The 14,915-nt window shown below is 58.7% G+C and carries 16 protein-coding genes; 13 read left to right on the plus strand and 3 right to left on the minus strand.

Features of this window, described 5'->3' with window-relative positions:
• The first annotated feature begins 10 nt into the window (after positions 1-10).
• From rpmJ to bfr, 8 genes are all read left to right on the plus strand, one after another.
• Positions 11-127: a 50S ribosomal protein L36 gene (gene rpmJ / locus MJP36_RS05410; protein ID WP_002555468.1), complete on the plus strand. Its 117-nt coding sequence runs from the start codon at positions 11-13 to the stop codon at positions 125-127.
• Between the two features lie 129 nt (positions 128-256).
• Complete coding sequence (gene rpsM, locus MJP36_RS05415) at positions 257-613, plus strand: 30S ribosomal protein S13 (protein ID WP_003194635.1); 357 nt, start codon at positions 257-259, stop codon at positions 611-613.
• A gap of 30 nt (positions 614-643) precedes the next feature.
• Positions 644-1,033, plus strand: coding sequence for a 30S ribosomal protein S11 (rpsK, locus tag MJP36_RS05420; protein ID WP_002555466.1), 390 nt, complete (start codon positions 644-646; stop codon positions 1,031-1,033).
• A gap of 18 nt (positions 1,034-1,051) precedes the next feature.
• Positions 1,052-1,672: a 30S ribosomal protein S4 gene (gene rpsD, locus MJP36_RS05425; RefSeq protein ID WP_003176404.1), complete on the plus strand. Its 621-nt coding sequence runs from the start codon at positions 1,052-1,054 to the stop codon at positions 1,670-1,672.
• A 22-nt stretch (positions 1,673-1,694) separates the two neighbouring features.
• Positions 1,695-2,696 (plus strand): DNA-directed RNA polymerase subunit alpha, encoded by a 1,002-nt coding sequence (locus tag MJP36_RS05430; protein WP_003176403.1) that lies wholly within the window; start codon positions 1,695-1,697, stop codon positions 2,694-2,696.
• 41 nt (positions 2,697-2,737) lie between these two features.
• On the plus strand, positions 2,738-3,124 hold the full coding sequence (rplQ, locus tag MJP36_RS05435; protein WP_003176402.1) for a 50S ribosomal protein L17: 387 nt from the start codon (positions 2,738-2,740) through the stop codon (positions 3,122-3,124).
• Positions 3,125-3,359: 235 nt separating this feature from the next.
• Positions 3,360-4,808 carry a catalase gene (locus MJP36_RS05440; RefSeq protein WP_060755284.1) on the plus strand — a complete coding sequence of 483 codons (1,449 nt, stop codon included), beginning with the start codon at positions 3,360-3,362 and terminating at the stop codon, positions 4,806-4,808.
• Positions 4,809-4,963: 155 nt separating this feature from the next.
• On the plus strand, positions 4,964-5,428 hold the full coding sequence (bfr, locus tag MJP36_RS05445; RefSeq protein WP_015886133.1) for a bacterioferritin: 465 nt from the start codon (positions 4,964-4,966) through the stop codon (positions 5,426-5,428).
• A gap of 66 nt (positions 5,429-5,494) precedes the next feature.
• On the opposite strand, the gene uvrA is transcribed toward bfr, so the two are convergent.
• Complete coding sequence (uvrA, locus tag MJP36_RS05450) at positions 5,495-8,329, minus strand: excinuclease ABC subunit UvrA (RefSeq protein ID WP_244385000.1); 2,835 nt, start codon at positions 8,327-8,329, stop codon at positions 5,495-5,497.
• A gap of 178 nt (positions 8,330-8,507) precedes the next feature.
• Between uvrA and MJP36_RS05455 the strand changes: the two genes are divergently transcribed.
• A complete protein-coding gene (locus MJP36_RS05455) occupies positions 8,508-9,902 on the plus strand; it encodes an MFS transporter (RefSeq protein ID WP_060755282.1) in 1,395 nt (464 codons plus the stop codon).
• A gap of 9 nt (positions 9,903-9,911) precedes the next feature.
• Positions 9,912-10,427: a single-stranded DNA-binding protein gene (locus MJP36_RS05460; RefSeq protein ID WP_003232445.1), complete on the plus strand. Its 516-nt coding sequence runs from the start codon at positions 9,912-9,914 to the stop codon at positions 10,425-10,427.
• 69 nt (positions 10,428-10,496) lie between these two features.
• Here the strand turns inward: MJP36_RS05460 and MJP36_RS05465 are convergent, their stop codons facing one another.
• Positions 10,497-11,405: a LysR family transcriptional regulator gene (locus tag MJP36_RS05465; protein WP_199777903.1), complete on the minus strand. Its 909-nt coding sequence runs from the start codon at positions 11,403-11,405 to the stop codon at positions 10,497-10,499.
• Positions 11,406-11,506: 101 nt separating this feature from the next.
• On the opposite strand from MJP36_RS05465, the gene tam reads away from it, so the two are divergent.
• Positions 11,507-12,268 (plus strand): trans-aconitate 2-methyltransferase, encoded by a 762-nt coding sequence (gene tam / locus MJP36_RS05470; protein ID WP_244385001.1) that lies wholly within the window; start codon positions 11,507-11,509, stop codon positions 12,266-12,268.
• Positions 12,269-12,289: 21 nt separating this feature from the next.
• On the opposite strand, the gene MJP36_RS05475 is transcribed toward tam, so the two are convergent.
• Positions 12,290-12,853 carry a cysteine hydrolase family protein gene (locus MJP36_RS05475; RefSeq protein ID WP_244385002.1) on the minus strand — a complete coding sequence of 188 codons (564 nt, stop codon included), beginning with the start codon at positions 12,851-12,853 and terminating at the stop codon, positions 12,290-12,292.
• Positions 12,854-13,060: 207 nt separating this feature from the next.
• Here MJP36_RS05475 and MJP36_RS05480 point away from each other — a divergent pair, with 207 nt between their 5' ends.
• Positions 13,061-14,170, plus strand: a complete 1,110-nt coding sequence (locus tag MJP36_RS05480; RefSeq protein WP_244385003.1) for a DUF3182 family protein — start codon at positions 13,061-13,063, stop codon at positions 14,168-14,170.
• Positions 14,160-14,915 carry an alpha/beta hydrolase family protein gene (locus tag MJP36_RS05485; protein WP_060755277.1) on the plus strand — a complete coding sequence of 252 codons (756 nt, stop codon included), beginning with the start codon at positions 14,160-14,162 and terminating at the stop codon, positions 14,913-14,915. The genes MJP36_RS05480 and MJP36_RS05485 overlap by 11 nt, the downstream gene beginning before the upstream one ends.

Below are 14,915 nucleotides of genomic sequence, written 5' to 3' on the forward strand. Positions count from 1 at the left end.
GGAGTTGGTGATGAAAGTTCGTGCATCGGTGAAAAAGCTGTGCCGTAACTGCAAGATTATTCGCCGCGAAGGTGTTGTTCGAGTAATTTGCAGCGCGGAACCGCGTCACAAACAGCGCCAAGGCTGAGTGTGATCCGCTTGAAGCCCGGCAGCTAGTGCGCTGCCGGGTTGATTATTTGTTATTACAGCGATATTATCTCGCGCCCTATTTCTTGGCTTCCGGGGCGTAGGTAGCTGTCAATTGGAGTCCCACTGAATGGCCCGTATTGCAGGCGTTAACATTCCAGATAACAAGCACACTGTTATCTCGCTGACCTACATCTATGGTGTTGGTCGCACTACTGCGCAGAAGATTTGCGCAGTTGCTGGGGTAAACCCAGCCGCTAAGATCAAGGATCTGAGCGACGAGCAGATTGAACAGCTGCGTGGCGAAGTGGCGAAGTTCACCACTGAAGGTGACCTGCGTCGCGAAATCAACATGAAAATCAAGCGTTTGATGGACCTCGGTTGCTATCGCGGTCTGCGTCATCGTCGTGGTCTTCCAGTACGCGGTCAGCGTACCAAGACTAACGCGCGTACCCGTAAAGGTCCGCGTAAGCCGATCCGCAAGTAATCGCCCCAGCGAATCGACAGGAAAATTATCATGGCAAAACCTGCTGCTCGTCCTCGTAAAAAAGTTAAAAAGACAGTGGTTGATGGCATCGCCCACATCCATGCTTCTTTTAACAACACCATCGTGACCATCACCGACCGTCAAGGTAATGCGCTTTCTTGGGCTACCTCTGGTGGTTCGGGTTTCCGCGGTTCCCGCAAGTCCACTCCGTTCGCTGCTCAAGTAGCTGCTGAACGTGCTGGTCAAGCTGCGCTGGAATATGGCCTGAAAAACCTCGACGTTAACGTCAAGGGTCCAGGTCCAGGTCGTGAGTCCGCTGTCCGTGCTTTGAACGGCTGTGGCTATAAGATCGCCAGCATCACCGACGTGACGCCAATCCCGCACAACGGGTGCCGTCCGCCGAAGAAGCGCCGCGTGTAATCCAGGAGATTGTAAAGAATGGCTCGTTACATTGGTCCAAAATGCAAACTCGCTCGTCGCGAGGGCACCGATCTCTTCCTGAAGAGCGGCGTGCGCGCGATCGAATCGAAGTGCAACATTGAAGCAGCACCTGGTATCCACGGCCAACGCCGCGGTCGCCAGTCCGACTACGGCACCCAACTGCGTGAAAAGCAGAAGGTCCGTCGTATCTACGGCGTTCTCGAGCGTCAGTTCAGCGGCTACTACAAAGAAGCTGCTGGCAAGAAAGGTGCAACCGGTGAAAACCTGCTGCAACTGCTCGAATGCCGTCTGGACAACGTTGTATACCGTATGGGCTTTGGTTCGACTCGTGCCGAATCCCGTCAGCTGGTATCGCACAAGTCGATCAGCGTTAACGGTCAGACCGTAAACGTTCCGTCCTACCAGGTTCGTGCTGGTGACGTGGTCGCAGTTCGCGAGAAAGCAAAAAACCAGCTTCGCATTGTCCAAGCTCTCGATCTGTGTGCCCAACGTGGCCGCGTAGAATGGGTAGAAGTAGACACTGAGAAGAAGTCGGGCGTTTTCAAGAACGTTCCTGCTCGCAGTGATCTGTCCGCCGACATCAACGAAAGCCTGATTGTCGAGCTCTACTCCAAGTAAGGGCTAGAAAATAGGTGCATCCATGCAGATTTCGGTAAATGAGTTCCTGACACCCCGCCACATTGATGTGCAGGTTGTCAGTCCAACCCGCGCCAAGATCACTCTCGAGCCTCTCGAGCGTGGTTTTGGCCACACCCTGGGCAACGCGCTGCGCCGCATCCTGTTGTCCTCAATGCCCGGCTGTGCAGTAGTCGAGGCCGAGATTGACGGTGTGCTCCACGAGTACAGCGCCATCGAAGGTGTACAGGAAGACGTAATTGAAATCCTGTTGAACCTTAAAGGTCTGGCTATCAAGCTGCACGGCCGTGACGAAGTTACGCTGACCTTGTCGAAGAAGGGTTCGGGGGTGGTTACCGCTGCCGATATTCAGCTGGATCATGATGTCGAGATCGTTAACCCCGATCACGTAATCGCTAACCTGGCGTCTAACGGCGCCCTGAACATGAAGCTCACCGTAGCTCGTGGTCGTGGTTATGAACCGGCCGACTCGCGTCAGAGCGATGAAGATGAAAGCCGCAGCATTGGTCGCTTGCAGCTTGACTCTTCGTTCAGCCCGGTTCGCCGTATCGCATACGTGGTGGAAAACGCCCGTGTCGAACAGCGTACCAACCTGGACAAGCTGGTTATTGATCTGGAAACCAACGGTACTCTGGACCCGGAAGAGGCTATCCGCCGCGCTGCAACCATTCTGCAACAGCAGTTGGCTGCGTTCGTCGACCTCAAAGGTGACAGCGAACCAGTGGTAATCGAGCAGGAAGACGAGATCGATCCGATCCTGCTTCGCCCGGTTGACGATCTGGAACTGACTGTACGTTCGGCTAACTGCCTTAAGGCGGAAAACATTTACTACATCGGCGACCTGATTCAGCGTACCGAAGTAGAACTGTTGAAGACTCCGAACCTGGGCAAGAAATCCTTGACTGAAATCAAGGACGTTCTGGCCTCCCGCGGTCTGTCCCTCGGCATGCGCCTCGACAACTGGCCGCCTGCAAGTCTTAAGAAGGACGACAAGGCGACTGCCTGATCGTCGTAATCACCGAACGTGAGTTTGGTAAGGAATGAACCATGCGTCATCGTAAAAGTGGTCGTCACCTGAGCCGTACCAGCTCGCACCGCAAGGCCATGTTCCAAAACATGGCGGTGTCGCTGTTCGAGCACGAGCTGATCAAAACTACACTGCCGAAAGCTAAAGAACTGCGTCGCGTTGCTGAGCCGCTGATCACTTTGGCCAAGACAGACAGCCTGGCTAACCGCCGTCTGGCTTTCGACCGTACTCGTTCGAAAGCTATCGTTGGTAAGCTCTTCAACGACCTGGGCAAGCGTTACGCTACCCGTGAGGGTGGCTACCTGCGCATCCTCAAGTGCGGTTTCCGCGCTGGCGACAACGCGCCTATGGCGTACGTCGAGTTGGTTGATCGTGCTACTGCTGGCGAAGCTGTAAGCGCCGAGTAAGACGACAAGCTGTAATAAAAAACCGGGCCTAGTGCCCGGTTTTTTTGTGCGTGTAAAAAGCGCGTTGGATACAAGTTTCCACAGGTGGCTCTTGGCACTATAGGGCTGGGGAGGTTGTTAGTAATTTTCTATTGATGCTTACGATTTAATGAATTTGTAGACGTCATATTGATGGTCAATACTTCCTCCAAGCCGATTAGCCAGCAGTTCCAAGTCCGACCTGAGGAAATTGAATATGAGCCAGAACAAAATCCTTACTACCGCCAGCGGCGCCCCCGTCGCGGATAACCAGAATTCCCGTTCCGCAGGCCCGCGTGGCCCGTTGCTGCTTGATGATTTTCATCTGATCGAGAAGCTCGCTCACTTCAACCGCGAAAACATTCCTGAGCGTCGTGTGCATGCCAAGGGCTCGGGCGCTTATGGCACCTTCACCGTTACCAAAGACATCACCCAATACACCAGTGCCAAACTGTTCGAGTCCGTGGGCAAGCAGACCCCCACCTTCTTGCGGTTTTCCACCGTAGGGGGTGAGCGTGGTTCGGCTGATACCGAGCGCGATCCACGGGGCTTCGCCCTGAAGTTCTACACCGAAGAAGGCAACTGGGACATTGTGGGTAACAACACTCCGGTGTTCTTCATCCGTGACCCGCTGAAGTTCCCGGACTTCATCCACACCCAAAAGCGTTTGCCGCAAAGCAACTTGAAAAGCGCGCAAATGATGTGGGACTTCTGGTCGCACTCTCCTGAGGCGCTGCACCAGGTCACCATCCTGTTTTCGGATCGTGGTATTCCTGACGGCTACCGTCACATGCACGGTTTTGGTAGCCACACCTACAGTCTGATCAATGCCAAGGGCGAACGTCACTGGGTCAAATGGCATTACAAGACCCGGCAGGGCATCAAGAACCTGGCGCCGGCAGAGGCTGCTCGCCTGGCAGGTACCGACCCTGATTACGCCCAGCGTGATCTGTTCGGTGCGATCGAGCGTGGAGACTTCCCAAAATGGCGTGTCTGCATCCAGATCATGACCGAGGCCCAGGCAAACGCTCACTACGAGAACCCGTTCGATGTGACTAAAACCTGGTCGCAGAAGGAATTCCCGCTGATCGAAGTCGGCGAACTGGAACTGAATCGCAACCCGCAAAACTACTTCGCTGAAGTGGAACAAGCCGCATTCGGCCCAAGCAATATGGTGCCAGGCGTTGGTTTGTCGCCAGACCGTATGCTGCAAGGTCGCGTGTTTGCCTACGCTGATGCCCACCGCTACCGCGTTGGAACCAACCACCAGCAATTGCCGGTGAATGCTCCACGCAGCCCGGTTAATAGCTACCAGCGCGATGGCTCAATGGCTTTTGGCAGCAACGGCGGCGCAACGCCCAACTACGAGCCAAACAGCTACGCCGATGCGCCGAAACAAGCCCCTCAGTACGCGGAGCCGGCGTTGGCATTGAGTGGTGCGGCTGACCGTTACGATCACCGTGAAGACACGGATTACTACAGCCACGCCGGTGCGCTGTTCCGCCTGATGAACGATGAGCAGAAAGCATTGCTCACCAACAATATCGCCGGTGCGATGGGGGGCGTTTCCAGCGATGTGGTCCAGCGTCAACTGCAGCACTTCTACAAGGCAGATCCTGCTTATGGAGAAGCAATCGCAAAGGCACTGGGTGTATCGCTTAACTGACTCTAAACGATAAGCAGAACCGCCCTCATTTGGGCGGTTTTTGCGTTATTTCAGCTACTTTTCTCGGAATATCTTCACTTTTCTGCCGTTAGTCCCGTGACCTTCGAGTCATCATGGTTCAAACTACAAACTTTCAAGCAGGGAGATGTAGGGCGATGCAAGGTCACCCCGACGTAATCGATTACCTCAACACGTTGCTGACGGGCGAACTGGCAGCTCGTGACCAATATTTCATCCATTCGCGCATGTACGAAGACTGGGGCTTTACCGAGCTCTATGAGCGTATCAACCACGAAATGGAAGAAGAGGCACAGCACGCCGACGCACTGATGCGCCGTATCCTGATGCTCGAAGGCACGCCGCGCATGCGTCCCGACGATCTGGATGTGGGTACCACGGTGCCGGATATGCTCGCCGCCGACCTTCGTCTCGAATACAAGGTGCGTGCTGCGCTGTGCAAGGGCATCGAGCTCTGTGAGCAGCACAACGACTATGTCACCCGCGAGATCCTGCGGGTGCAGTTGAATGACACCGAAGAAGACCACACCTACTGGCTGGAAAAGCAGTTGGGCCTGATCAAGTTGGTAGGCCTGGAAAATTACCTGCAATCGCAGTTCTGATTCACCGGCCATGAAAAAGCCCCTGTCACGTTGCCGTGGCAGGGGCTTTTTCATGGTTCCGATAAATCAGGCCTTGTCGCGCGCCAACAACGGCTTCAAGTAGTAGCCCGTATGTGACTGCGGCATTTCGGAAACCTGCTCCGGTGTGCCCACTGCAATGATCTGGCCACCCTTGGAGCCGCCTTCCGGCCCCAGGTCTACCAGCCAGTCGGCTGTCTTGATCACGTCGAGGTTGTGTTCGATTACCACAACGGTATTGCCGTGGTCGCGTAGACGGTGCAACACATCGAGCAGTTGTTGGATATCCGCGAAGTGCAGGCCCGTGGTCGGCTCATCGAGGATATACAGGGTTTTGCCCGTATCGCGCTTGGACAGCTCGCGAGACAACTTCACCCGCTGCGCTTCACCGCCGGACAAGGTAGTCGCCGATTGCCCCAGCTTGATGTACGACAGGCCCACATCCATCAGCGTCTGAAGCTTGCGCGCCAATGCCGGAACCGCGTCAAAGAACTCCCGCGCCTCCTCGATCGTCATCTCCAGGGTTTCATGAATGCTCTTGCCCTTGTACTTGATCTCCAGGGTTTCGCGGTTATAGCGCTTGCTCTTGCACACGTCGCACGGCACGTAGATGTCTGGCAGGAAGTGCATTTCGACCTTGATCAACCCATCGCCCTGGCACGCTTCACAGCGCCCGCCCTTGACGTTGAACGAGAACCGGCCAGGCCCGTAGCCGCGTGAGCGGGATTCCGGGACGCCCGCAAACAGCTCGCGAATGGGCGTGAACAACCCGGTGTACGTCGCCGGGTTGGAGCGCGGCGTGCGGCCAATCGGGCTTTGGTCGATATCGACCACCTTGTCCAGGTGCTCAAGACCCTTGATGCTGTCGTGCGCGGCCGCTTCCAGGGTGGTTGCGCCGTTCAGGGCGGTGGCACTCAAAGGGAACAGCGTATTGTTGATCAGCGTCGATTTACCCGAGCCGGAAACACCAGTCACGCAGGTCAGCAGGCCCAGCGGAATCTCCAGGTCGACGTTGCGCAGGTTATTACCCCGTGCGCCTTTGAGGTGCAGCGCCAGCTTCTTGTTGCGCGGTGTGCGCTTGGCCGGGACCTCGATCTTCACGCGGCCGGACAGGTACTTGCCGGTCAACGAGTCCGGGTGGTCCATGACTTCGGCAGGCGTGCCCTCGGCGACAATATGCCCACCGTGCACACCTGCGCCCGGGCCAATGTCGACGACGTAGTCCGCCAGGCGGATTGCATCTTCATCGTGCTCGACCACAATCACCGTGTTGCCGATATCGCGCAGGTGTTTCAACGTGCCCAGCAAGCGATCGTTGTCGCGCTGGTGCAAGCCGATCGACGGTTCATCAAGGATGTACAGCACGCCCACCAGGCCGGCACCAATCTGGCTGGCGAGGCGAATCCGCTGGGCTTCACCGCCAGACAAGGTATCGGCACTGCGGTCCAGCGAGAGGTAGTCCAGGCCAACGTTGACCAGGAACTGCAAGCGTTCGCGAATTTCCTTGAGGATCTTGTCGGCAATTTCCCCACGACGCCCCGTCAGCTTAAGCACACCAAAGTACTCACAGGCGTCACCGATCGGCAGGCTGGTCACCGCCGGCAAGGTCTTCTCACCGACCCACACATGCCGCGCCTCACGACGCAGGCGAGTACCCCGGCAGTCCGGGCAGGGTTGAGTGCTGAGGAATTTCGCCAGTTCTTCGCGCACGCTGGCCGACTCGGTCTCGCGGTAACGACGCTCCAGGTTCGGTACGATGCCTTCGAACGGGTGAGAGCGTTTGACGATATCGCCGCGGTCATTCAGGTATTTGAAGTCGACGTTCTGTGAGCCGCTGCCATGGAGGATGACTTTCTGCTGCTCCGCCGATAGCTGGTTGAACGGCACTTCCAGGCTGAATTTATAATGCGACGCCAGCGACCCCAGCATCTGGAAGTAATAGACGTTACGCCTGTCCCAGCCGCGTATCGCCCCTTCCGCCAAGGTCAGTTCGCCGTTGACCAGGCGCTTGATATCGAAGAATTGCTTCACCCCCAGGCCATCACAGGTCGGGCAGGCGCCAGCGGGGTTGTTGAAGGAGAACAGCTTGGGTTCCAGTTCGCTGATGGCATGGCCACAGATCGGGCAGGCGAAGCGCGCAGAAAAGATGATCTCCTCGCCCGGCTCGTCGTCCATCGGCGCCACCAGGGCAATGCCATCCGCCAGCTTCAATGCCGTTTCGAATGATTCCGCCAGGCGCTGCTGCAGGTCCGCGCGCACCTTGAAGCGGTCGACCACTACATCAATGGAGTGCTTCTTCTGCTTGTCGAGCTTCGGCGCTTCGTCCAGTTCATAAAGCTTGCCGTTGATGCGCGCACGCACGAAACCCTGGGCACGCAGTTCCTCGAAGACGGAAAGGTGTTCACCCTTGCGCTCACGAATCACCGGCGCCAGCAGCATCAGCTTTGCGCCTTCCGGCTGGGCCAATACCAGGTCGACCATCTGGCTGACGGTCTGGGCTTCCAGGGGAATATCGTGGTCCGGGCAACGCGGGATGCCCACCCGTGCGTAAAGCAAGCGCAGGTAGTCGTAGATTTCGGTGATGGTGCCCACGGTGGAGCGCGGGTTGTGGGACGTCGACTTCTGCTCGATGGAAATCGCCGGCGACAGGCCTTCAATGGTGTCGACGTCGGGTTTTTCCATCATGGACAGGAACTGCCGGGCATACGCCGAAAGCGATTCCACATAACGCCGCTGGCCTTCGGCATACAGCGTGTCGAACGCCAGGGACGATTTGCCGGACCCGGACAAGCCGGTGATGACGATCAGTTTGTCCCGCGGCAGGGTCAGGTCGATGTTCTTCAGGTTGTGGGTTCTAGCCCCACGAATCAGGATCTTGTCCAAGATGGCCTCGCACGGCGGGCGTAAATTATGCAGGAGTATACGGCTAAAGACTGGATGAATATACACTGTCAAAGTGCCGGGTGCAGCCTTACATGAAAGCTGCGCGGCAAAGCGCCGCATATACCCTCTCAATCGATGGGACTGGTAGAATCGCCGCCGGTTCACACGAGGTTTTTCCATGCACGATCCCCACAGCGAACGCATGAGTAGCGGCGAGACCCGAGCGGCAAGCGGTCTGGCCCTAGTGTTCGCCTTCCGTATGCTTGGCATGTTTATGGTGTTGCCGGTGCTGGCGACCTATGGAATGGATCTCGCAGGAGCGACCCCGGCCTTGATCGGCCTGGCAATTGGCGCCTATGGCTTGACCCAGGCGATTTTCCAGATTCCATTCGGGATCATTTCCGACCGCATTGGCCGCCGCCCGGTGATCTACCTCGGGCTGATCGTATTCGCCCTCGGTAGTGTGCTCGCGGCCCAGTCCGATTCCATCTGGGGCGTGATCGCCGGACGCATCCTGCAAGGCGCCGGAGCCATTTCCGCTGCCGTCATGGCCTTGCTCTCGGACCTGACCCGCGAACAACATCGCACCAAAGCCATGGCCATGATCGGCATGACCATCGGCCTGTCGTTTGCGGTGGCCATGGTGGTCGGCCCGCTGCTGACCCGCGCGTTCGGCCTGCATGGGTTGTTCCTCGCCACCGGCGGCATGGCGTTGTTCGGGATCGTGATCGTGGCGTTCATGGTGCCGCGGTCCACCGGCACGTTGCAGCACCGTGAATCGGGTGTCGCACGCAAGGCGCTGTTGCCGACGCTCAAGCATCCGGACCTGCTGCGCCTCGATTTAGGTATCTTCGTATTACACGCCATGCTGATGTGCAGCTTCGTCGCGCTGCCCCTGGCCCTGGTCGAAAAAGCCGGCCTGCCCAAGGAGCAGCACTGGTGGGTCTACCTCACCGCGCTGTTGATTTCGTTCTTCGCCATGATCCCGTTCATCATCTACGGCGAGAAGAAACGCAAAATGAAACGAGTTTTACTCGGCGCCGTCACGACCCTGATGCTCACTGAGCTATTCTTCTGGGAGTTCGGCGACAGCCTGCGGGCGCTGGTGATCGGCACGGTGGTGTTCTTCACCGCGTTCAACCTGCTGGAAGCCTCGTTGCCTTCGCTGATCAGTAAAGTTTCACCGGCCGGCGGCAAGGGCACGGCGATGGGGGTGTATTCCACCAGCCAGTTCCTTGGTTCTGCGCTGGGCGGCATCATGGGTGGCTGGATGTTCCAGCATGGCGGTTTGTCGGTTGTGTTCCTGGGATGCGCAGGTCTGGCTGCCCTCTGGCTGGCCTTTGCTGTTACCATGCGCGAACCTCCCTATGTGACGAGCCTGCGTTTGCCGTTATCGCCAGAAGCGATCCGCGAAGCCGGTCTGGTTGAGCGCCTCAAGGCCGTCACTGGGGTTACCGATGCCGTGGTTGTTGCTGAAGAAGCCGCCATCTACATCAAATTGGACACCGAATTATTGGATCGCGCGACGCTCGAGCAACTGGTCAACCCAGTGCCGACAGCGCGCCCAGCCTAGGAGAACGTTATGGCCCGTGGGGTTAACAAAGTCATATTGGTCGGTACATGCGGCCAGGATCCCGAAGTTCGCTACTTGCCTAACGGTAATGCCGTGACCAACCTGAGTCTGGCGACCAGCGAACAGTGGACCGACAAGCAGACCGGCCAGAAGGTCGAGAAAACCGAATGGCACCGTGTGTCGATGTTCGGCAAGGTGGCAGAGATCGCCGGTGAGTACCTGCGCAAAGGTTCGCAGGTCTACATCGAAGGCAAACTGCAAACCCGCGAGTGGGAAAAAGACGGCATCAAGCGTTACACCACCGAAATCGTGGTCGACATGCAAGGCACCATGCAACTGCTGGGCGGCCGTCCACAGGGCGACCAACAGGGCCAGGGCGGCATGTCCAACTCGGCGCCGCGCCCACAGCAGTCGCGTCCGCAGCCAAGCCAGCAGCCACAGCGTGAGTCGCGCCCTGCGCCACAACAGGCCGCACCGCAGCCGGCTCCGGATTTCGACAGCTTTGATGACGATATCCCGTTCTAAGGTCTGAAGACCCCAAGCACACAAAACCCCCGATGGCTAAACCTCCCGGGGGTTTTTTATTGCCGTTGATCACGCTTCCGTCGACGCCGCTGTCACCACCATCTCCTTGAACCGGCCCAAGACCGCCGAACCGTCACCGATCCGCGTTGCCAGGTGCAACGGCGCCACCAGGCTCTGGCACTCCGTCAGCTCCCGATAGACGATGCCGTCGCCCCGCAGCCGCTGCATCGACGCCGGTACAATCGACACTCCGAGTCCTGCCGCCACCAGGCTCAAGGTCGCGGTCATGCGCGGTGCTTCCTGGACCACCTGCGGGCTGAACCCCGCTTCACGGCAGGCCACCAGGATCGCGTCATACAACCCCAACCCCACGCGACGGCGATACAGCACGAAGGACTCGGTCGCCAATGCCGCCAATGGCAGGGGCGAGGCTGGATCGATTGCCAAGGGGTGGTCCGTCGGCAGCGCCAGCAGCATAGGCTCTACCAGAATCGGCTCGTCCTGCAGCGACTGCGTCCCGCTGAGCGGCGAGCGGATAAACGCCGCGTCGAGTTTCTCGTGCACCAACGCATCCAGTAGTTCGCCGGTGCCGGCTTCCTCCAGCACTACCGAGACGCCGACAAAGGTTTCGCGAAACAGCCGCAATACACTGGGTACAAACGGGTGCAGGGCGGCCGAACTGGTAAATCCGATCGCCAGGCGGCCACGTTCACCTCGCGCGGCACGGCGCACGACGTCGGCCAGCCCCTCTGCCTGAGCCAGTATTTCCCGCGCCTCATCCAACAAGGCCAGGCCGGCAGTGGTGGGGCGCACGCCACGCGGCAAGCGCTCCATCAAGCTCACCCCCAGCTGGGCCTCAAGGCTTTGCAGCATCCGCGTCAAGGGTGGCTGTTGCATGCCCAGGCGTTCGGCGGCGCGGGTGATATAGCCTTCTTCAGCGATAGCGACGAAGGCTTTGAGCTGGCGCAGTTCCAACATTGGGATACTTTCCAGGTATGGGAGAGCTTCAATCCTGGCATTTGTTCTCATGGCTCACAAGATTTAGGCTGTGGCCAACCTCAAAAAGAAGGAAAGCCGCGATGACCTGGTCAGCCAAGCAGTACACGATGTTCGAACAACAGCGCACACGTCCGGTGCGCGATCTCGTCGCGGCTATTCCCAATACCCAAGTGCACAATGCCGTCGACCTGGGTTGTGGTCCTGGCAACTCCACTGAAGTGTTGGCCGAGCGCTATCCGCAGGCTCGCATTACCGGTATGGACAACTCCGATGACATGCTGGCGGACGCCCGTCAACGGCTGCCCGCGCTGAACTTCGAACGGGCGGATATCGGTGATTGGAAACCTGCGCAAACCTTCGATGTGATTTTGGCTAACGCGTCCCTGCAATGGCTGCCCGACCACGCCACGCTTTACCCGCATCTGGTCCGGCAACTGACGCCCGGTGGCACGCTGGCGGTGCAGACACCGGACAACCTCGATGAACCCGCCCACCGGCTTGCCCGCGAAGTGGCGGCAGATGGCTCTTGGTCCGCCAAGATCGGCGCGGTCAAACACAATGAACGCCACACCGCGAGCTACTACTACGAACTGCTGAGCAAACATTGCAGCACCGTGGATGTATGGCGCACCACCTACCAGCACCCATTGGCGGATCACGCCGCAGTGGTGGAATGGTTCAAGGGCTCTGCCCTCAGGCCGTTCCTCGCGCCTTTGAGCGAGGATCAAAGGGCCGATTTCCTCCAGCAATACACGGCGCGGATTACCCAGGCTTACCCAGCCCTGGGCGATGGCACCGTGCTGCTGCCGTTTCCGCGCCTGTTCATTATCGCAACCCGCTGACGCAACCACGCCAAGTGGTGGTCACACCGCCGCCGCTTGCGCCTTCAGGTACTCATCCGCCGACATCACGGCGGCATAACCAAATGCCAGCGACGCCATGTAGGCCCCATGCACCTGCGCCGCTGGAATCAGCTGGCCGTTGAACTCCAGGTCGCGTGTCGCACAGGCATCATGAATCACCGTGACCTTGTACCCCAGGTCTGCGGCAGCCCGTACCACGCCGTCGATGCACATATGGCTCATGCTGCCGACCACCACCAGTTCGGTGATGCTGCGCTGTTCCAGCAGGGTGCGCAGGTCAGTCTGGCGAAAGGCGTTCACAAAGTGTTTGAGTACCACCGGCTCGTTGCCCTCATTCAGCACTTTGCTGTGCAGGTGGGCACCCTCGGAGCCCGGCGTGAAGAACGGAGCGTCGTCGGAGGTGAACTCGTGACGCACATGGATCACCGCATCGCCTTTCTGGCGAAACGCCTGCAGCACCTGTGCGGCCTTGTCCGCCGCAGTCTCCACGCCGTCAAGCGGCCACTTACCCTGGGGGAAATAGTCATTCTGGATATCGATCAGGATGAGTGCTTGCTTGACCATGTGTGTTGCCTCGCGATGGATGATGGGCTGCGCAGAATCGTGCAGAACGCCACCACCTTAAAGCGGCGTCGTGCAGAATAAAACAGGCTAACTGCCATCGCTTTCTTTGCAACTGCTTGATTTCACAAACGTCCTTTTTCAGCGCGCCTTGGCGTGATCCCTGCAACCTTATCCCCACATACATGGCGGGATGGCCAAGGGGGACGCATGACCCCGATTCAACGCAAGAGGCTGGTAGTCGCTCACTCCACACGCGAGGGCGCGCCGTTGCACGAGGTGGAAACCAACCGTGCCCTGGCACGCTGGCTGGCGCAGATTCTGGGGCTCAGATTCGGTGGCAGCTACCACCCCGAGTTGCATGCCGGTCGAGCCTTGTACCTTTTACCCACACAAACCCTGGTGGGCCAGGCCCAGGCACGCGCACTCAATGTCTATGGCCCGGAAGATCTGTGGGGCGGCTACGTCGACCACGATTTCATCTGCACCAAAGCCATCAGTCATGGTGTGCTCAGCCCGCAAGCCAAAACCCCCGAAGGTTGGTCAACGCTGTTCTGCGAGCGTGTGCGAACCGTCGTATTGGACGGCTTGAGTGTCTTTGCCCTGGAAGACGCACGACCTGCAGCGACCCGTTTGCTCTACAGCGGGCCCATTCGCATGAAACCCGTGCATGCCTGCGCGGGGCGTGGCCAGGAAGTTATCCACAGCGTGGATGAATTCGACGTGGTACTGGCACGGCCCGACGCCGCGCAACGTTTCAGTGAAGGCATGGTGCTGGAGCAGGACCTGCACGATGTGGTCACCCACAGCGTGGGGCAGAGTTTTATCGCCGGTCACGTGTTGAGCTACTGCGGCGAGCAATACCTGACCAGAGACGGGCAGGGCGAAGACGTCTACGGCGGCTCCAACCTGCTGGTGGTACCGGGAGGTCACGACGACCTGTTGCAGCTCGAACTGTCCGATGACGTGCGCGAGGCCATCGGACAAGCCAGGGTTTTCGACACGGCGGCCGATGAGGCGTACCCCGGTTTTTATGCTTCACGGCGCAACTACGACATCGCCCAGGGCCTGGACAACGATGGCCAGCGTCGCAGTGGTGTGCTTGAACAATCCTGGCGCATGGGCGGGGCCAGCAGTGCGGAAATCGCCGCCCTGCAAACGTTTATCAACGACCCCGGCCTGCGTGCGATCCGTGTGTCCTCAGTGGAAACCTACGAGGACCAACCGCTGCCCGCCGACGCCATCGAGGTGTATCGCGGCCCGGCGCAAAACAGCGAATTTCTTCTCAAGTACGTGACGGTTAAAACTTATGACGGCTAGAAGCGAAAGCATTGCGATCGATATTGACGACGAACAGATGAGCGCTACGTTCCTGAGCCCCAAGTCCAAAGTACCCGGGGTATTGTTTGTGCACGGCTGGGGCGGTAGCCAGGAGCGCGACCTTGAACGCGCCAAAGGCATTGCCGGCCTGGGGTGCGTGTGCCTGACCTTCGACCTGCGCGGCCACGCCGGTAGTGGCATTCCATTGGCGCGAGTGACTCGTGAAGACAACCTGCGCGACCTGCTGGCGGCCTACGATCGGTTACTGGCGCACCCGGCAATCGATACCTCGGCCGTGGCCGTGGTGGGCACCAGCTACGGCGGCTACCTCGCGGCGATACTCACCTCGTTGCGCCCCGTGCGCTGGCTGGCGTTGCGCGTGCCTGCGCTGTACCGCGACCAGGAATGGCTCAAGCCCAAACGCGATCTGGATAAGGCCGACCTGATGGATTACCGCAGTACGCTGGTTCATGCCGAGACCAATCGCGCCTTGCACGCGTGTTCCGTGTTTACCGGGGATGTACTGATTGTCGAATCGGAAACCGATGACCATGTGCCCCACGCGACGATCATGAGCTACCGGGCGGCGTGCCAGCACACGCATTCCCTGACGCATCGCATCATCGATGGGGCCGACCATTCCCTCAGCGATCCGGTGTCCCAGCAGGCCTACACCTCAATCCTGGTGGACTGGGTCACCGAGATGGTGGTGGGCGAACGGTTGAGTATCATCCAGGCCCGGTAG

Source organism: Pseudomonas palleroniana (assembly GCF_022836895.1).
Lineage (GTDB): Bacteria > Pseudomonadota > Gammaproteobacteria > Pseudomonadales > Pseudomonadaceae > Aquipseudomonas > Aquipseudomonas palleroniana.